13 protein-coding genes are annotated in these 17,831 nt (G+C 66.0%); 12 read left to right on the plus strand and 1 reads right to left on the minus strand.

Translation table 11 applies throughout. The features are described from left to right. The first annotated feature begins 22 nt into the window (after positions 1–22). The 3 genes from xylA to DPM35_RS16865 all read left to right on the plus strand — a co-directional run bounded on the left by xylA (position 23) and on the right by DPM35_RS16865 (position 2,613). Positions 23–1,348, plus strand: a complete 1,326-nt coding sequence (gene xylA / locus DPM35_RS16855; protein WP_112128369.1) for a xylose isomerase — start codon at positions 23–25, stop codon at positions 1,346–1,348. Between the two features lie 208 nt (positions 1,349–1,556). After that, positions 1,557–1,760: a hypothetical protein gene (locus DPM35_RS16860; protein ID WP_112128370.1), complete on the plus strand. Its 204-nt coding sequence runs from the start codon at positions 1,557–1,559 to the stop codon at positions 1,758–1,760. A 79-nt stretch (positions 1,761–1,839) separates the two neighbouring features. Next, positions 1,840–2,613 carry a TIGR01458 family HAD-type hydrolase gene (locus DPM35_RS16865; protein ID WP_112128371.1) on the plus strand — a complete coding sequence of 258 codons (774 nt, stop codon included), beginning with the start codon at positions 1,840–1,842 and terminating at the stop codon, positions 2,611–2,613. Here DPM35_RS16865 and DPM35_RS16870 read toward each other — a convergent pair. Next, a complete protein-coding gene (locus DPM35_RS16870) occupies positions 2,594–3,574 on the minus strand; it encodes a GlxA family transcriptional regulator (protein ID WP_112128372.1) in 981 nt (326 codons plus the stop codon). The genes DPM35_RS16865 and DPM35_RS16870 overlap by 20 nt on opposite strands. 125 nt (positions 3,575–3,699) lie before the next feature. Here DPM35_RS16870 and bcoG point away from each other — a divergent pair, with 125 nt between their 5' ends. The 9 genes from bcoG (at position 3,700) to DPM35_RS16915 (ending at position 17,725) form a co-directional block, all read left to right on the plus strand. Continuing rightward, positions 3,700–4,623 carry a 3-dehydrocarnitine:acetyl-CoA trimethylamine transferase BcoG gene (bcoG, locus tag DPM35_RS16875; protein ID WP_112128373.1) on the plus strand — a complete coding sequence of 308 codons (924 nt, stop codon included), beginning with the start codon at positions 3,700–3,702 and terminating at the stop codon, positions 4,621–4,623. 13 nt (positions 4,624–4,636) lie between these two features. After that, on the plus strand, positions 4,637–5,260 hold the full coding sequence (locus DPM35_RS16880) for an HD domain-containing protein (RefSeq protein WP_112128374.1): 624 nt from the start codon (positions 4,637–4,639) through the stop codon (positions 5,258–5,260). A 2-nt stretch (positions 5,261–5,262) separates the two neighbouring features. After that, positions 5,263–6,408 (plus strand): carnitine 3-dehydrogenase, encoded by a 1,146-nt coding sequence (locus DPM35_RS16885; RefSeq protein ID WP_112128375.1) that lies wholly within the window; start codon positions 5,263–5,265, stop codon positions 6,406–6,408. 4 nt (positions 6,409–6,412) lie between these two features. Beyond that, entirely contained in the window at positions 6,413–7,576 is a 1,164-nt protein-coding gene (locus DPM35_RS16890; protein WP_042637379.1) for an acyl-CoA dehydrogenase family protein, read from the plus strand. A gap of 64 nt (positions 7,577–7,640) precedes the next feature. Further along, complete coding sequence (locus DPM35_RS16895) at positions 7,641–9,719, plus strand: acetate--CoA ligase family protein (protein ID WP_112128522.1); 2,079 nt, start codon at positions 7,641–7,643, stop codon at positions 9,717–9,719. After that, a complete protein-coding gene (locus tag DPM35_RS16900) occupies positions 9,712–10,494 on the plus strand; it encodes a carnitinyl-CoA dehydratase (RefSeq protein ID WP_112128376.1) in 783 nt (260 codons plus the stop codon). The genes DPM35_RS16895 and DPM35_RS16900 overlap by 8 nt, the downstream gene beginning before the upstream one ends. Positions 10,495–10,617: 123 nt before the next feature. Then, on the plus strand, positions 10,618–11,559 hold the full coding sequence (locus DPM35_RS16905) for an alpha/beta hydrolase (RefSeq protein ID WP_112128377.1): 942 nt from the start codon (positions 10,618–10,620) through the stop codon (positions 11,557–11,559). Between the two features lie 356 nt (positions 11,560–11,915). Then, positions 11,916–13,886 (plus strand): NHL repeat-containing protein, encoded by a 1,971-nt coding sequence (locus tag DPM35_RS16910; protein ID WP_112128378.1) that lies wholly within the window; start codon positions 11,916–11,918, stop codon positions 13,884–13,886. Then, positions 13,883–17,725, plus strand: a complete 3,843-nt coding sequence (locus DPM35_RS16915; protein ID WP_112128379.1) for a DUF7929 domain-containing protein — start codon at positions 13,883–13,885, stop codon at positions 17,723–17,725. Before DPM35_RS16910 ends, DPM35_RS16915 begins: the two co-directional genes overlap by 4 nt. The last annotated feature ends 106 nt before the right edge of the window (positions 17,726–17,831 follow it).

Genomic DNA, 17,831 nt, shown 5'->3' on the forward strand with positions numbered 1-17,831 from the left:
GCACCCGGAGAGGAAGGAAACCATGAGCAGCGGATTTTTCGGCGACATCAAGAAGATCAAATATGAGGGGCCGGATTCGACCAATCCGCTGGCCTATCGCTTCTACAACCCGGACGAGGTGGTGGCCGGCAAGCGGCTGGAAGACCATCTGCGCTTCGCCGTCGCCTATTGGCATTCCTTCGCCTGGCCGGGCGGCGACCCGTTCGGCGGCCAGACCTTCGATCGCCCCTGGTTCGCCAAGCCGGGCGGCGTCGACACGATGGAGCTGGCCAAGCTCAAGGCCGACGTGGCCTTCGAGATGTTCTCGCTGCTCGGCACGCCCTATTTCTGCTTCCACGACGCCGATGTGCGCCCGGAAGGCAAGGATTTCTCCGAAAGCGCGGCGCGCCTCGACGAGATCACCGATTATTTCGCCGGCAAGATGAAGCAAACGGGCGTCAAGCTGCTCTGGGGCACGGCGAACCTGTTCTCGCATCGCCGCTTCATGTCGGGCGCGGCCACCAACCCCGACCCGGATGTGTTTGCCTATGCGGCGGCGACGGTGAAGAAATGCATCGACGTCACCAAGAAGCTGAAGGGCGAGAACTATGTGCTGTGGGGCGGGCGCGAGGGCTATGAGACCTTGCTCAACACCGACCTCGCCCGCGAGCAGGAGCAGGCCGGCCGCTTCCTCAACCTCGTTGTCGACTACAAGCACAAAATAGGCTTCAAGGGCACAATCCTGATCGAGCCGAAGCCGCAGGAGCCGACCAAGCATCAGTACGACTACGATGTCGCCACGGTGTACGGCTTCCTCAAGCGCTTCGGGCTGGAGAAGGAGGTCAAGCTCAACATCGAGCAGGGCCACGCGATCCTTGCCGGCCATTCGTTCGAGCACGAGCTGGCGCTGGCCAATGCGCTGGGCGTCTTCGGTTCGATCGACATGAACCGCAACGACTACCAGTCCGGCTGGGACACCGACCAGTTCCCCAATAATGTGCCGGAAATGGCGCTGGCCTACTACCAGGTGCTGCAGGGCGGCGGCTTCAAGACGGGCGGCACCAATTTCGACGCCAAGCTCCGGCGCCAGTCGCTCGACCCGGACGACCTCCTGATCGGCCATATCGGCGGCATGGATGCCTGCGCGCGCGGCCTGAAGGCGGCGGCGAAGATGATCGAGGACAAGGCGCTGTCCGGCCCGCTCGCCGAACGCTATGCCGGCTGGAACACCGCCGAAGGCAAGGCGATGCTTGCGGGCAAGCGCACGCTGGAAGAAATCGCCGAACGCGTGGTGAAGAAGAAGATCGAGCCGCAGCCGCGCTCCGGCCGGCAGGAGCTGCTCGAAAACATCGTCAACCGCTACGTCTGAGCCAAACTGCCTGTCTAATATCGTGCCCCCCGACGATTCAATAAGGGGGATCGCTGCCCGGAAAGGCTTTGCGCGATGGGCAGAATCGATAACACGGTTCTGCCCCGCGCTGCCCCTCAATGACCTCGTTCTTGCCTTCAAACAGCCGTCACGGATTTCGTATAAACGTGGCTCCTGTGGCGGGTGAAGAAGAAGGAGGCGAACCGATATGCAGCACGAACGCGAAATCGACGCCCTGCTCTCGTCCGGCGAAACCGGATCGATCATTGACCGGCTGATGGCATTGCCGTACTCGAAAGACAGCGTGCGCAAGGCAAATGAATGGGATCGCGCGGTTGCCGCGCGGCTCGAAACGGCGCTGGCCAGGAGCATGCGCTCGCGCATCGTCGGCGAAGGCCGCGACGCGGCCTGATTCTTCCGTGGCCTGATTTTCTCGTGGCCTGATTTTCTCCTGGTTTGACGAACGGAGACTGTTTCTCCATCCTGCGCCGATGATACGCGCGGTACTGCTCGATCTTCTGGGTGTCGTCTACGATGGCGATACCCTGATACCAGGCGCGGCCGCGGCTATCGAACGTCTGCGCGACGCCGGCCTGCCGCTACGTTTCGTCAGCAACACGACACGCTCGCCGCGCGGCAAGATCATCGCGCAGGTTGCCGCCATGGGCATTGAGGTTACGGACGAAGAGTTGCTGACGCCGGCGCGCGCCGCGGTCGAATGGCTGCGCAATCACGACCGCCGGCCGCATCTGTTCGTCCATCCCGACCTCGAAGGCGAGTTTTCCGGACTGGAAGGTGGGAGCGGCAATGCCTTGGTCGTCGGCGATGCCGGCGAGGGCTTCAACCATGCGAGCCTGAACCAAGCTTTCCGCGCGCTTGCCGCCGGTGCCGATTTCGTGGCGCTCGCCGTCAATCGCACCTTCAAGGATGCCGACGGCCAGCTCAGCCTCGATACCGGCGCCTTCGTCGCAGCGCTGGAATTCGCCAGCGGACGAAGCCCCATCGTGGTGGGCAAGCCCTCGCCCGATTTTTTCCTGTCTGCGCTTGCCGGTTTGAACTGCCCTGCAGATGACGCTGTCATGGTCGGCGACGATGCGGAAAGCGACGTCGCAGGCGCGCTTCGCGCCGGGCTCGGCGAGGCGTTGCTCGTGCGGACCGGCAAATACCGTCCGGGCGATGAAACCCGCTTCGACCCGGCACCGACGGCGCTGGTCGACGATCTCGCGGCGGCAGCTGAGTGGATACTCAACCGCGCCGCAGCCTGACCGGCGCTTCGCCGAAAGCCCGAGAAAACGCCCTGGAAAACGCCGCTGCGGACGAGAAGCCGGTACGCCCGGCAATATCGGCCATGGCAATGCGCGTGTCGACCACCAGGCGGCGGGCGGCGCTGAGGCGCAGCCTCAGATAATAGGCGCCCGGCGTCTCGCCGATCGATTTGCGGAAGATGCTTTCCAGCGTTCTTGCCGTGACGCCGGCGCGTTTGGCCACGGCGTCGATGGTGAGCGGCTGGTCGACATGGGCTTCCATCAACCGGATCGCCTGGGCGAGTCGCGGGTCGTAGCCGTCGAGCCGGCCGAGCGAGACCAACGGCTGCGCGTCGGTCGCGGCGCGCGCCTGATCATAGATGAAGACGCTGGCGACATCGAGCGCCGCGGCCATGCCGAGCCTGGTGCGGACCAGATGCAGCATCAGGTCGAAGGTCGGCGAGGCGCCGCCGGAGGTGAAGACCGGCCCGTCGATGACATAGCGGTCCGGCCGCACGTCGACGCCCGGGAAGGCGGCGGAGAAATCCTCCATATCCTCCCAGTGCGTGGTGGCGCTGCGGCCCTCGAGCAGGCCGGCGCGCGCCACCAGCCAGGTGCCAGCCTCGACGCCGCCGCAGGCGCGGGCCGCGCGCGCGGCGCGGCGCAGACCGGCGAGCAGCGCCGAGGTGGCATAATTCTGCGTGCCGAAGCCGGCGACGACGACCAGCATGTCGGTCGGCTCGGCGGCGTCAAAGCGGCCGCTGACCGCAACCGGCAGGCCGCAGGTGGTGACCGGCGCCTCGCCGGTGACCGAGACCAGCTTGAAATCGAACAAGGTCTCGCCGGAGATGCGGTTGGCGGCGCGCAACGGGTCGACAGCCGAAGCGACGCACATGATCGACGAGCCCGAGAACACGAGGAACGTTACCTTGAGGGTTTCGCGCTCGGGACGAAAGATGGTCGGCTTTTCGCTTTTGATCATGAGTGCTTCGTAAAACGCAAAACAGTTTCCGGCAAGTCGGTCATTCTGTGTCCATCCCGTGCACAGCCCAACAGGCTTCCGCTCTTGGCGGCATGCATGGCCGATCGACCCTGGGAGGATAGACGATGCCGCTTGCGATGAACCGTGAGGTTTTCATTACCTGTGCCGTGACCGGCTCCGGCGGCACGCAGGACCGCTCTCCGCATGTGCCGCGCTCGCCCAAGCAGATCGCCGATTCGGCGATCGACGCGGCCAAGGCCGGCGCCGCGATCGTCCATTGCCATGTGCGCGACCCCGAGACCGGCAAGCCGCGCCGCGACGTGCATCTCTACCGCGAAGTGACCGAGCGCATCCGCGAGGCCAATGTCGATGTGGTGCTGAACCTCACCGCCGGCATGGGCGGCGACATGGTGTTCGGCTCGCCCGAGGCTCCGCTGCCGCTCAACGAAAAAGGCACCGACATGGGCGGGGCCACCAACCGCATGGAACATGTGCGCCAGTGCCTGCCGGAGATCTGCACGCTGGATTGCGGCACGATGAACTTCGCCGAGGCCGACTATGTCATGACCAACACGCCCGGCATGCTGCGCGCCATGGGCGGCATGATGACGGCGCTGGGCGTGAAGCCCGAGATCGAGGCCTTCGACACCGGACATCTGTGGTTCGCCAAGCAGCTGGTCGAGGAAAAGGTCCTCAACGCCGACGCGCTGGTGCAGCTCTGCATGGGCGTGCCGTGGGGCGCGCCGGACGACCTCAACACCTTCATGGCGATGGTCAACAACGTGCCCTCGACCTGGAACTGGTCGGCCTTCTCGATCGGCCACAACCAGATGGCCTATGCCGCGGCGGCCGTGCTTGCCGGCGGCAACGTCCGCGTCGGCCTGGAAGACAATCTCTGGCTCGACAAGGGCGTGCTGGCCACCAACGCGCAGCTGGTCGAGCGTGCGGCCAGCATCGTCACCAATCTCGGCGCCCGTATCCTCGGGCCTGAGGAAGTGCGCAAGAAGCTCAATCTCACCAAACGGGCACCTTTAGCTGCCGCAGCTTGAGCGGGAGCTGAAAATGGCCACCGTCAAATTCACCGCGATGAAGGATGGCGACAAGGAAGACTACGAATTCCTGACCGCCCACGAGATCGACTATGCCGCCAAGACCGGCGACCGGCTGCTCGATGCGCTGGTGCAGCTCGACGAGGGACTTTCCGGCTACAAGATCACCCGGCTCGGCCATTCGCTGCAGGCGGCGACGCGCGCCTGGCAGGACGGCGCCGATACGGACTGGATCGTCTCGGCGCTGCTGCACGACATCGGCGACATCTACGCGCCCTACAACCACGACGAATATGCCGCCACGATTCTAAAACCGTTCGTGCGCGAGCAATGCACCTGGGTGGTGGAAAAGCACGGCGATTTCCAGCGCCTCTATTACGCGCATCATCTGGGCGGCAATCGCCACGCCCGCGACCGTTTCGCCGGGCATGCCTATTTCGACGATTGCGACCAGTTCTGCGAGCGCTGGGACCAGTCGAGCTTCGACCCCGACTACGAGACGCTGCCGGTCGAGTTCTTCCGGCCCTTCGTGCTCGAAGTGTTTGCCCGCAAGGCCTACGACCCGGCGGTGATCCGCGCCGGCGAGCGCGTCGCCCTTACCGATCCCGATACAGCCAAGACAAGAACCGGAGCCTGACCATGAGCATCATCAACAAGGCAGCCGCCATCGGCGGCGGTGTCATCGGCGCCGGCTGGGTGGCGCGGCTTCTGCTCAACGGCATCGACGTGTCGATCTTCGACCCGGATCCGGAAGCCACCCGCAAGGTCGGCGAAGTGATGAAGGGCGCGCGCCGCGCCTACAAGCAGATGCTGCCGGGCGGCCTGCCCAAGGAAGGCAAGCTCACCTTCGCCAAGACCATCGCCGAAGCAGTCGCCGACGCCGATTTCATCCAGGAAAGCGTGCCGGAGCGGCTCGACCTCAAACACAGGGTACTGGCCGAGATCGACGCGCATGCGCCGGCCAACGCCATCGTCGGCTCCTCAACGTCCGGCATCAAGCCCACCGACATGCAGGTGGCGATGAAGAAGCACCCTGAGCGACTGGTCGTCGGCCATCCGTTCAACCCGGTCTATCTTCTGCCGCTGGTCGAGATCGTCGGCGGTGAGCAGACTTTCCCCGAGGCGATCGAGGTGGCCAAGGAGCTCTACGCCTCGATCGGCATGAAGCCGGTGGTGGTGCGCAAGGAGATCGAGGCCTTTGTCGGCGACCGCCTGCTCGAGGCCGCGTGGCGAGAGGCGCTGTGGCTGGTCAAGGACGGCATCTGCACCGTCGAGGAACTCGACGACATCATGCGCTATTCCTTCGGCCTGCGCTGGGCGCAGATGGGCATGTTCCAGGTCTACCGCGTCGCCGGCGGCGAGGCGGGCATGCGCCACTTCATGGCGCAGTTCGGGCCCTGCCTGAAATGGGCGTGGACCAAGCTGATGGACGTGCCGGAGTTCAACGACGAGCTGGTCGACCTGATCGCCACGCAGTCGGACGAGCAGGCGCACGGGCTTTCGATCCGCGAGCTGGAGAAAATCCGCGACGACAATCTGGTCGCGATCATGGAAGCGCTGTCGAAGCAGAACAAGGGCAAGGGCTGGGGCGCCGGCGCGCTGCACAAGGACTATACCAGGCAGCTCGCCAAGCTGGCGGCGAAGAAGGCTTCCGCCAAGGTTACGGCTAAAGCAGAAGCGGCCAAGCCGGTGAAGAAGGCCGCGAAGCCGGCAAAGGCTGCGAAACCGGCCAAGGCGGTGAAGGTCGAGAAGCCGAAGAAGAAGAGCGGCAAGAAGAAGGGCTGAGGCGATGCATTTCGGTCTTTCGGAAGAGCAGAAGCTCATCGTCGAGACGACCCGCGCCTTCGTCGAGAACGAGCTCTACCCACATGAGCGCGAGGTGGAGCGCACCGGCGAGTTGCGCCGCGAGCTGATCGACGAGTTGAAGGCGAAGGCGATCGAAGCCGGCCTCTACGCCGCCAACATGCCGGCCGATGTCGGCGGCGCCGGGCTCGATACGGTGAGCTGGCTGCTCTACGAGAAGGAGCTCGGCCGCGCCAACTACGCGCTGCACTGGACCTGCGTGGCGCGCCCGTCCAACATCCTGCTCGCCGGCACGCCGGAGCAGCGCGAAAAATACCTCTTCCCCTGCATTCGCGGTGAGAAATGGGATTGTCTCGCGATGACCGAGCCGGGCGCCGGCTCCGACCTGCGCGGCATGAAGGCGACCGCCGTGCAGGACGGCTCGGACTGGGTGCTCAACGGCACCAAGCATTTTATCAGCCACGCCGACATCGCCGACTTCGCCATCGTCTTCATGGCCTCGGGCGAAGAGGATTCGCCGCGCGGCAAGCGCAAGAAGATCACCGCCTTCTTCGTCGACAAGGGCACCAAGGGTTTCACGGTGCGCGACGGCTACCGCAACGTCTCGCATCGCGGCTACACCAACTCGATCCTCGAATTCGACGACTGCCGGCTGCCGGCTTCCCAGGTGCTCGGCGAAGTGCACAAGGGCTTCGACGTCGCCAACTCCTGGCTCGGCGCCACGCGCCTGCAGGTCGGCGCCACCTGCCTCGGCCGTGCCGAGCGCGCGCTGTCGCATGCCATCGAATATGCCGCGCAGCGCCAGCAGTTCGGCCAGCAGATCGGCAAATTCCAGGGCGTTTCCTTCAAGCTCGCCGACATGGCGACGGAGCTGAAGGCCGCCGATCTGATGGTGTTCGAAGCAGGCTGGAAGTACGATCAGGGCACGGTCACCGACCAGGACATGGCGATGGCCAAGCTGAAGGCCACCGAGATGCTCGCCTTCGTCGCCGACGAAGCCATCCAGATCCATGGCGGCATGGGGCTGATGGACGACCTGCCGCTGGAGCGCATCTGGCGCGACGCGCGCGTCGAGCGCATCTGGGAAGGCACGTCGGAGATTCAGCGACATATTATTTCGCGGGCGCTGCTGCGTCCGTTCGGAGCTTAGAGCATGATGCGCCAAAGCCGGGATCCGGCTTTGGACGGGATCATGCTCAAACGAAAAGATGACCATGCATAAACTCGAACGTCTCCTGCGCCCGAAATCGATCGCCGTGTTCGGCGGGGCGCAGGCCGCCGCCGTCGTGGCGCAATCGATCAAGATGGGCTTTGCCGGCGAAATCTGGCCGGTGCATCCGACCAAGGATGAGGTCGCGGGCCGCAAGGCGTACCGCTCCGTCGCCGACCTGCCTGGCGCGCCGGACGCCGCCTTTGTCGGCGTCAACCGGCATCTCACCATCGAGGTGGTCAATGCGCTGGCCGAGCGCGGCGCCGGCGGCGCCGTCTGCTTCGCGGCGGGTTTCCTGGAAACGGAGGCTTACGACGAGGACGGCGAGCGGCTGCAGGCCGAGCTCGTCGCCGCCGCCGGCCAGATGCCGATCATCGGGCCGAACTGCTACGGCCTGATCAACTATGCCGACGGCGCGCTGTTGTGGCCCGACCAGCATGGCGGCATCCGGCTGCCGGAGGGCGGCAAGGGTGTCGCCATCATCACCCAATCGTCCAACATCGCCATCAACATGACGATGCAAAAGCGCGGCCTACCGATCGCCTTCCTGATGACAGCGGGCAACCAGGCGCAGACGGGGCTCTCCGAAATGGCGCTCGGCCTGATCGAGGACGAGCGCGTCACCTCGCTCGGCATGCATATCGAAGCCTTCGACTCGGTAGCCGGCTTCGAGAGGCTGGCGGCACGGGCGCGCGAATTGAAGAAGCCGATCATCGCCATGAAGGTCGGCCGCTCCGAACAGGCAAGGCAGGCGACGGTGTCGCACACCGCCTCGCTCGCCGGCTCCGACGCCGCCTCCGGCGCTTTCCTGAAGCGGCTCGGCATCGCGCGCGTCGATTCTATCCCCGCCTTCATCGAGGCGCTGAAGCTTTTGCACATCACCGGACCGTTGCCGGGCTACAAGCTGTCCTCGATGAGCTGCTCGGGCGGCGAAGCTTCGGTGATGGCCGACAGCGCCGAGGGGCGCTGGGTACATTTCCCGGCACTGACGGCCGAACACCGCGCGCATGTCAAATCGACGCTCGGGCCGCTGGTCGCGGTCGCCAACCCGCTCGACTACCACACCTTCATCTGGAACAACGAGCCGGCGATGACGGCCACCTTCACCGCCATGGTGTCGGGCGGCTTCGACCTCAACATGCTGGTGCTCGACTTCCCACGCCCCGACCGCTGCTCGGACGTCGACTGGTGGACGACGCTGCGCGCCTTCGAGGCCGCATTGAAGACCAACAAGGCGCAAGGCGCGATCGTCTCCTCGCTGCCGGAGAACCTGCCGGAGGAATACACCGCCGGGCTGATGGCGCGCGGCATGGTGCCATTGTTCGGCATTTCCGAAGCGATGGACGCCGCCCAGGCCGCCGCCTTCATCGGCTGGGCCTGGCGCGAGCCGCAGGCGCAGCCGGTCGACACCACGGCAGCAGGCGCGTCCGAAGCCAAGCGCGTCACGCCGGACGAGGCCGAAGCAAAGGAAAGGCTGATCAAGGCCGGACTGCCTGTACCGAAGGGCGAGCGCGCCTCGAATGCGGTCGAGGCGGTGATCTCCTCCATGACGCTGGGTTTCCCGGTCGCTCTCAAGGCGCTTGGCGTGACGCACAAATCGGAAGTCGGCGCCGTCCGACTGAACCTCAAGGACGCCGAATCCGTCAGCGCCGCCGCGCATGACCTTTTGCCGCTCGGCACCGGGCTCTATGCCGAGCGCATGGTGCGCGACGGCGTCGCCGAGCTGATCGTCGGCTTCACCCGCGACCCGATGTTCGGCGTGGTGATGACGCTCGGCACCGGCGGCGTTCTGGTGGAGCTGCTGCGCGACAGCGTGACGCTCATGCTGCCGGCGACGCGCGACGACATCGAGGCGGCATTGCGTGGGCTGAGGCTCTATCCTCTCCTGGAAGGCTATCGCGGCCGGCCGAAGGCCGACGTCAACGCTGCCATCGACGCCATCGCCGGCATTGCCGACTTCGTGCAGAAGAACGAAGGCGAGATCGAGGAACTCGACATCAACCCGCTGATCGTCTGCGCCGAAGGCAAGGGCGCCTGGATCGCGGACGCCCTGCTCGTGCTTGGAGAAAAGAAGAATGGCTGACGTCATCACCACCCGTCGTGAAGGCGCGATCCTCGAGGTCACGCTCGACCGGCCGAAGGCCAACGCCATCGACCTCAAGACGTCGCGGCTGATGGGCGAGACCTTCAAGGCGTTTCGCGACGATCCGGAGCTGCGCGTCGCCATCGTCAAGACGGCGGGCGACAAGTTCTTCAGCGCCGGCTGGGACCTGAAGGCGGCCGCCGCCGGCGACGCCGTCGACGGCGACTACGGCGTCGGCGGCTTTGCCGGCCTGCAGGAGTTGCGCGACCTCAACAAGCCGGTGATCGCTTGCGTCAACGGCATGGCGGTGGGCGGCGGCTTCGAGTTGGCGCTGTCCTGCGACCTCATCTACGCCTCGGATCATTCCTCCTTCGCGCTGCCGGAGATCCGCGCCGGCACGCTGGCTGATGCGGCGACGATCAAGCTGCCGAAGCGCATCCCCTACCACATCGCCATGGACCTCCTGTTCACCGGCCGCTGGATGGATGTCGCCGAAGCGCATCGCTGGGGCCTCGTCAACGAGGTGCTGCCCAAGGACAAGCTCGAGGAGCGCGTCTGGAAAATCGCAAGGCTTTTGGCCAGCGGCCCGCCGCTGGTGTTCGCGTCGATCAAGGAGACGGCGCGGGTGGCCGAGGCGCTGACCTTCCAGGACGCCATGAACAAGGTGACGCGCCGGCAGCTGCCGACGGTCGATATCCTCTACGGTTCCGAGGACAACATGGAAGGCTTCCGGGCGTTCGCGGAGAAGCGCGACCCGGTGTGGAAGGGCAGGTGACGCTGCCTTACCCTCCCCTTGATGGGGAGGGTCGGACCGAAGGTCCGGGGTGGGGTGAAGCGCCGCCACCCCACCCGCCGCTTCGCGGCGACCTCCCCCATCGAGGGGAGGCAAGGAGTGCCGATGACCGACTACAAGACCCTGATCGATGCCGAAACCTGGGCCTTCATCGAGAAGACCAACTCCTACTATCCGCCGGATACGATCGACTACACGATCACCCAGCAGCGGGCGATCTACGACCGGATGTGCCGGGAGTTCTTTGCCGGCTATCCGCAAGGGGTGACGGCGGAGACGACTGCCGTTGCCGCACCAACCAGCAGCATTTCGATCCGCATCTACCGCAACGCCATTCCGGACGGAGCCGCGATGGTGCTCTATATCCATGGCGGCGGCTTCATCCTTGGCGGGCTGGACAGCCATGACGATGTCTGCGCCGAGCTTTGCGCCCGCACCGGCTTCGAGGTGGTCTCGCTTAACTACCGGCTGGCGCCGGAGCATCTGCACCCGGCGGCCTTCGACGACGCCATGGACGCCTTCGAATGGGCCGCCAAGACCTACGACTGCCCGGTCCTGCTCTGCGGCGACAGCGCCGGCGGCAATCTTTGCGCCGCGGTCGCCCACGCCACGCGCGGCCATGCCAAGAAGCCCGCCGGCCAGGTGCTGATCTATCCCGGCCTCGGCGGCGACCACTCGAAGGGCTCTTACGTTACGCATGCCGAGGCGCCAATGCTGACCGTGCGCGACCTCGACTTCTACAAGCATGTCCGCACCGGCGGCGTCGACATGACCGGCGACATCACGCTCTACCCGCTCGCCGACGCCGAGTTCGCGAACCTGCCGCCGACGGTGCTGATCACCGCCCAATGCGACCCGCTGTCGTCCGACGGCGAAGCCTATCGCGACCGCATCGTCGCGGCAGGCGGACGCGCCACCTGGTTCGAGGAGCCGGGGCTGGTGCATGGCTACCTCAGGGCCCGGCACATGGTCGGCCGGGCGCGGACCAGCTTCACCCGCATCGTCGAGGCGGTTTCGGCGCTCGGCCACGGCGACTGGATCTGGTGACACCCCAGGACGCTTTCCGCTCCGCTACCCTCCGATGAACCTTTCCCCGCCGGCGGGCGACTGACGGCCAGGCGCCGCAATGATGCGGCCCGGAAAGGAAAGCCGCCATGACCAGAAACCCAGAGACTTCGCGGTCTCCGGGAACAACGGGAGTCCAGCGCGATCACCGCCTTCGGGATGGCGTTGACGCGCTGGGCTTCCGGCTGATTCCGTTGACCCTGCGGAAGACCCGTCGTATCGTCGCAAAGAGGAAGGCAGACAATTCGATCGGGGAAGAACGTGCCGCAACGCCGCGCCTTGCCCTGGTTGGCGCGGCAGGAATGGACGTTTCTCCCAGCGGCTTCGGGGGAAGTTCAATGTCTGGCGTTCGCGGCTCGTTCCTGCGTTCTCGCGGCGTCTGTTTGCGCCGCGCAATCGCGACAGGCAGCGGAATTCTCGCATTGGCGCTGACCGCCGGCCTGTGGCTTGGCGGCATGGCGAAGGCGCAGGAGATCGTCTATCCCGGATCGATGGCGGTCACCGGCTTTCCGGGCACCACCATTCCCGATTTCGATCAGGGTCTGCCGCCCGGCGTCGACCCAGTCGACGAGACCTTCATCGACACGTCGCGCGCATCCTTGCGCGTCTTCAATGTTTCCAATCTCGGCGGGCCGGCCTCCGGCCAACTGGTCAACACGCCGCCTCCCTTCGAGGTGACGGCTGGGCAGATCGGTGAGGTGTTCGGCCTCACCTATGACGATGGCGTGCGCGACGGCGTGCCATCGGGCGTTCCCAACCTCTATGCGGCCGCGACCTCGCTGCACGGCATCGAGATCGTCACGCCGGACGCCGACAATGACGGAAGACCGGAACGGCAGCGCCGCGGCGCCGCGGGCGCGGTCTTCATGGACGGCCAGTTCGGCACCGAGAATGGCGGTGGTCCGGGCACGATCTGGAAGATCGACGGCATCACGGGCGCTGTCTCGAAATTCGCCGACATCGACACCAACAGCGGGCCGGGCATCGGCAACCTCGCCTTCGATCCGACCCATCGCGAGTTCTTCGCTTCGGATCTCGACACAGGGCTCATTCACCGCATCGATATCGAGGGCAATCTGATCGACAGCTTCGACCATGGCGTTGCCGGGCGCCCGGCGCATGGGCTTGCCCCGGTCGCCGACGACGGCGCCGTAATGGACATCCAGGGCGCGGCCTTCGACGCCGAAAACCCCACGACCTGGGGCTACACGCAGGATGCGCGCCGCGTCTGGGCCGTTTCCTATCATGGCGGCCGGCTCTACTATTCCGTCGGCGAGAAGGCCGAAATCTGGTCGGTCGGCATTGCGAGCGACGGAAGCTTTGCCGGCGATCCGCGCTGGGAGCTGACAGTCAAGGCGGACCAGGACTATGCCGTCACCGACATCGCCTTCGACAACAAGGGCTTCATGTATCTCGCCCAGCGCGGTCCGGTCGAAAACCGCTATGACTACAGCCGTTTCGCCGATTCCGGCAAGGGCGAGCTGATCCGCTACTGGCGCGAGGACCCGGACGATCCGGCGACGGAATCGGCCTGGGTCGAGGTTCCAGAGGAATATGCGGTCGGCTTCCCGCAGGGTAACCGCCAGTCGGCCGGCGGCGTCGATCTGCAGTATCGCTACGACCCCGAAGGCAATCTCGACACGTCCGTCTGCACCGACACAGTCGTCAACACCGGCGACAAGCTGCGCGACAACCTGGAGCTTGCCGAGCGGCTCGCCGCCGGCGGACCGCTCGCCGTGCATGGCGTGCAGCTGACGCCGAGCGCGCTGGTCAAGCCCGCCAACGTGCCGCCCTTCGGCTCATGGTTCGTCGACTTCGACGGCTATTTCGAGGACCCGGACGTGCAAGGCCATGTCGGCGACGTCAGGGTCTGGCGCCCCTGCGAGGGCCGCGCCGGCTATTACGAGGAAATCCCCGGCGGCTATCTGCCTCCGTTCTATCCGCCCGACTTCCCGCCGCCCGGCAATCTGCCGCCCTGCGTCGACGTCGAGGACGTGCACTATTACTGCACGCCGCGCGGGCTGCGGGCCGAACTCACTCTCCATGACCATGCCGGCTTTGGCGGCGATTCGATCAAGGCGCAGTCCAGGACGCCCGGCGTCGGGGTGACCACCCCCATGTCGCATGTTCCGGGCAAGCCCTACACGGTCGACATCACCGGCCATGATCCTGGCGACACCGTCAATGTCGGGCTCTGCTTCTACCGCAAGTCCGACCAGGACAAGGGTGGCTACTATCCTTGCTGCAAGATGACGCTGCCGCTCAGAACGCCAGCCGTCGACTGCGAAGCGCCGAGGAGGGAAAGATGAGCGATCTCGTTCATTCCCGCTTCGCCCCGCGCATAACCGTCATGGAGACGATCGTGAAACCCCTGTCATATGCCAGGCGCGGCGCGCGCTGGCTGATGGCGGCCGGTGTCGCGGTCGCCATGATGCCGGCTCTGCCGGCGCTCGCCCAGGATCAGGCTCCGGCCGCGACCAGCCAGGCCGCCAACCCGGCATCACGCGGCATCAACGCGGAGCTTCCGCGGATCGTGCCCTTCTTCACCAAGAAGGGCGGCCAGAGAAGCTGCGATACGGTCGAATATGTCCTGAGCTTCGGCATCCATGGCGACCCGCAGGACTTCGACAGGCCAAGCGTGGCTGCCTTGCTCAAAGCGACAAGGCTCGATTTCAGGGACCAACTGCCGCACGGCCTGCGGATCGTCAGCGTCGATGTCGCCGGCGACGGCATCGGCGCCTCCGGCGGACCGCTGCCGGCTGCTTCAATCAGCGCGTCGGCCGACCCGAACGACACGGCGGGTGTTTCCAACTTCCGCATCAGCGCCGCCGACCTCGATGGCACGGGTGCTGCGAACGAGCGCGTCATAACCTTCCGCATCACCGCCAAGATAGACCATGCGACCTTTCCCGTGCCGGTGACGGTCGACAACCAGGGAGAGATCAAGGTTTCGCTGCGGGGCGGGCCGGCAACGCCCATCCCCTCGCAGGATCCGGACAAGCCCGACGACGGCGATTTCCTCACCGGGGTGAAAACCTCGATCAGGATCGATCCGACCAAATGCAACCCGCCGCCTCCGCCTCCGAGCAAGGAATGCTTCAAGGTCGAGCACGGCACGGTCGATTGCGTGCCCGGCGGCGGCGCCTTCATCTACCACATGCCGGTCGGACCCGAGATGGGCGGCAAATGGGTGCAGGTGTCGACGACCACTCCCGGCGTCACCATCGTTCCCGACACGCAGAAAGTGCCGGTCGGCGGCGGCGTGCTGAACTGGAAGATCATCGGCGCCTCGCCCGGCGAGGCCATTCACCTCATCGTCACCGGCATCGAGACCTATGCCGGGCCGAAGGAGGGTTGGGGGCTCTGCTGCACGCAGGTCATCGACATCGTCATCCCGCGTGATCTGAGATGCCCGCCGAAGGATAAGGAGCCGGACCTCAAAGTCGAGAAACATGCCGACGTGCCGCGCTGCACGATGGCCGGCGGCTGCGACTTCACCATCACCGTCACCAATGTCGGCGACGCGCCTTATAACGGCAAGATCGTGCTCGACGAGGTGACGCTGCCGGCGGGCTCGGTGCTGACCTCGGGGCCGAATGCGCCCTGGGTCTGCGTGCCCGGCACGACGCCGATGACCTGCACCTATCCGGTAACGACGCTCAACCCCGGCGCCTCGGTCAATCTCAAGCTCGGCTTCAAGCCGGCTGGCGGCTGGCAGGGCGGCGCGCTGCGCAACTGCGCCGCTTATGACTACCAGGCCAGCGGCAAGCCGCTGTTCGGCAGCCAGCAGAACGACCGCGGCTGCGCCTCGATCCCGATCTGCCGCCCTGGCGATCGCGATCGGCAGTGCAATCCCCCGGTCGAGAAGAAGGTCGATCTGATCCTGAAGAAGCGCGCCCGCGCCCCGGTCTGCACGCCGGACGGCGTCTGCACTTTCGTGATCGACATCATCAACAACGGCACCGGCACCTATAGCGGGCCGCTGACGGTGATCGACACCTATCCGGGCGGCGCGCCGACCTCGTCGACCTTCGGGCCGAGCCCGCCATGGGCTTGCGGACCGAGCGGCCCCGGCCAGTTCCGCTGCGACAATGCCGGCATCTCGCTGCCCCCGGGCGCCTCGACGCCGATCGTCGTCAAGGCGGTGATGCCGGCAAGCTACCGGCCCGACACGGTCGAGAACTGCGCCGAGGTGGAAGGCATTCCCGGCGAGGTCGACCTCGCCAACAACAAGGCCTGCGCAACCGAGCGCATCCGCCATCCGAATGGCGGCCAGCCCGGCCTACGCATCAGCAAGACCTGCGACGGTTCGCTGGCCGGTGGCGCGGCTGTTTCCTGCCGGATCACCGTCACCAATGCCGGCACTGCCGCCCCGACTGGCCCGGTACGGGTCAGCGATGCCGCCGTGCTGGTGTCGGGCGGAGCGCCCGTCCAGATCCAGACCGTCGCCCCTGACGGCGCGGAGTGGACCTGCGGTCCGGTGCCGGCCAACACGCTGTCGTGCCAGATTCCCGGCGCCGTCTTGGCGCCCGGAACCAGCCGGCACTTCGACGTGACGGTGAGCGGCAATGGCGCGTTCGAAAACTGCGCGCGCGGCAGCTTCGGGCCGGCGCCGGGCGACGACATCGTCTACCCGATCGGCCAGGCCTGCGCGAAGGGCGGCGGCGCCTCCACCATCCGTGTCGAGAAGACCGGCGATGCCGAGTGCCAGCCGGGACAACCCTGCTCATTCGAGATCACCATCACGAATGACGGGTCGAATCCCTTCTCCGGTCCGGTCCGCATCGGCGATGCGATCGGCGTGGAGGGTCTCGGCCGGCTGGAAGGCGTTCAGATCACCTCGATCGATCCGCCTTTCGGCTGCTCGCCGGAACCGACGACGCTGCCGGCATCCTGCATCGCTGACCTGACGCTGGGCGCCGGCGAAAGCCACAGCCACCACGTCACCGTAATCCTTCCGGAGGATGGGCGTCTCGCTGCTCTGCAGGGCACGGTCAACGGGCAGAACTGCGTCGGCGTGCTTCCTCCGAACACGCCGGTACAAGGCGGCGGCGACACGCTGTCGCGCGACCTGACCAACGTCCAGGGCGATCGCGGCAAGGCTTATGCGTGCCATCCCTTCACCATCCGGCACGAAGTGAAGAACCAGTGCTTGTATGGAATGGTGCTGAACTCGGCCGGCCGCTGTGTCTGTCCGGAAGGCACCACCTTCCGTGACGGCCAATGCTCGAGTAGTGGCACCAAGCTCCTGCCGCTGCCGCCACCGCCGCGCTGCGTCCTGCTGCAGGGCCAGATCCGAACCGAGGATGGACGCTGTGTCTGCCCGCGCGGTACCGATCTGGAGAACGGCAAATGCGTTAAGGGCGGAGAGCCGCAGGAGCCGCAATGCACGCTGCGTCCAGGCCAGTACCGCGACCAGGATGGCAATTGCGTGTGCCGCCGCGGCGAGCTGGTGAACGGCGTGTGCCAGGTCGTCCCGCCGAAGTGCACGATCCGTGGCGCGGTGCCGACATCGAACGGCTGCACCTGTCCGGACGGCACGCATGTGGACCGCGCGGCCAAGGCTTGCGTGCCTGACAGGCAGCCGCCTGCCCAGTGCCGCATCCGCGGTCAGGTCCGCAACGGTGACGGCGATTGCGTCTGCCCGAACGGCACGGAGTTGCGCGACGGCGCCTGCCGGCCGATCGTGTCGAGGCAATGCCCGATCCGCGGCCAGCTGCGCGACGCCAACGGCAATTGCGCCTGCCCGGACGGCCTGGAAGTGCGCGGCAAGGCCTGCCAGCGGCCGAAGCCGAGCCAGGAGCAGTGCACCATCCGCGGCCAGGTCCACAACAAGCGGGGCGATTGCGTCTGCCCGCGCGGGACCGAAATCCGCAACGGCGCCTGCCGCAAGCTGCAAGCGGAATGCGCGCCGGGTGCGGAGTTCATCGACGGACAGTGCCAGCCGGTCTTCACCCGGCAGCGCTGCCCGGTCGGCACGACCGGACGGTTCCCTGACTGCACGCCGATCCGCAGGCGGCCGGGCATTGAGATCAACCCCGGCATCCTGCTCAATCCGAACGTGCTGCAGCAACTGGTGCCGCAGCGCCAGCCGCGACGGATCATTCAGGACCCGAGCGGCGCCAACATCCAGAACTTCAAGCCGTGATGCTTGTCAGCTGAAGACGAACACCCGCCGGAGCGATCCGGCGGGTTTTTCTTGTCCACTTGACCGCAAAATGCTCTAAAGCGCGTCGCATTGAACCGGATTCATG

Origin of the sequence: Mesorhizobium atlanticum (assembly GCF_003289965.1) — a bacterium.
In the GTDB taxonomy this organism is placed as follows: domain Bacteria; phylum Pseudomonadota; class Alphaproteobacteria; order Rhizobiales; family Rhizobiaceae; genus Mesorhizobium; species Mesorhizobium atlanticum.

Bases quoted from the DNA above. Each gene is read 5' to 3' on its own strand.
- DPM35_RS16870 (WP_112128372.1), bottom strand. From the start codon at position 3,574: ATGATCAAAAGCGAAAAGCCGACCATCTTTCGTCCCGAGCGCGAAACC.
- DPM35_RS16910 (WP_112128378.1), top strand. From the start codon at position 11,916: ATGTCTGGCGTTCGCGGCTCGTTCCTGCGTTCTCGCGGCGTCTGTTTG.
- DPM35_RS16895 (WP_112128522.1), top strand. From the start codon at position 7,641: ATGCATAAACTCGAACGTCTCCTGCGCCCGAAATCGATCGCCGTGTTC.
- DPM35_RS16900 (WP_112128376.1), top strand. From the start codon at position 9,712: ATGGCTGACGTCATCACCACCCGTCGTGAAGGCGCGATCCTCGAGGTC.
- bcoG (WP_112128373.1), top strand. From the start codon at position 3,700: ATGCCGCTTGCGATGAACCGTGAGGTTTTCATTACCTGTGCCGTGACC.
- xylA (WP_112128369.1), top strand. From the start codon at position 23: ATGAGCAGCGGATTTTTCGGCGACATCAAGAAGATCAAATATGAGGGG.
- DPM35_RS16890 (WP_042637379.1), top strand. From the start codon at position 6,413: ATGCATTTCGGTCTTTCGGAAGAGCAGAAGCTCATCGTCGAGACGACC.
- DPM35_RS16885 (WP_112128375.1), top strand. From the start codon at position 5,263: ATGAGCATCATCAACAAGGCAGCCGCCATCGGCGGCGGTGTCATCGGC.
- DPM35_RS16905 (WP_112128377.1), top strand. From the start codon at position 10,618: ATGACCGACTACAAGACCCTGATCGATGCCGAAACCTGGGCCTTCATC.
- DPM35_RS16865 (WP_112128371.1), top strand. From the start codon at position 1,840: ATGATACGCGCGGTACTGCTCGATCTTCTGGGTGTCGTCTACGATGGC.
- DPM35_RS16860 (WP_112128370.1), top strand. From the start codon at position 1,557: ATGCAGCACGAACGCGAAATCGACGCCCTGCTCTCGTCCGGCGAAACC.
- DPM35_RS16880 (WP_112128374.1), top strand. From the start codon at position 4,637: ATGGCCACCGTCAAATTCACCGCGATGAAGGATGGCGACAAGGAAGAC.
- DPM35_RS16915 (WP_112128379.1), top strand. From the start codon at position 13,883: ATGAGCGATCTCGTTCATTCCCGCTTCGCCCCGCGCATAACCGTCATG.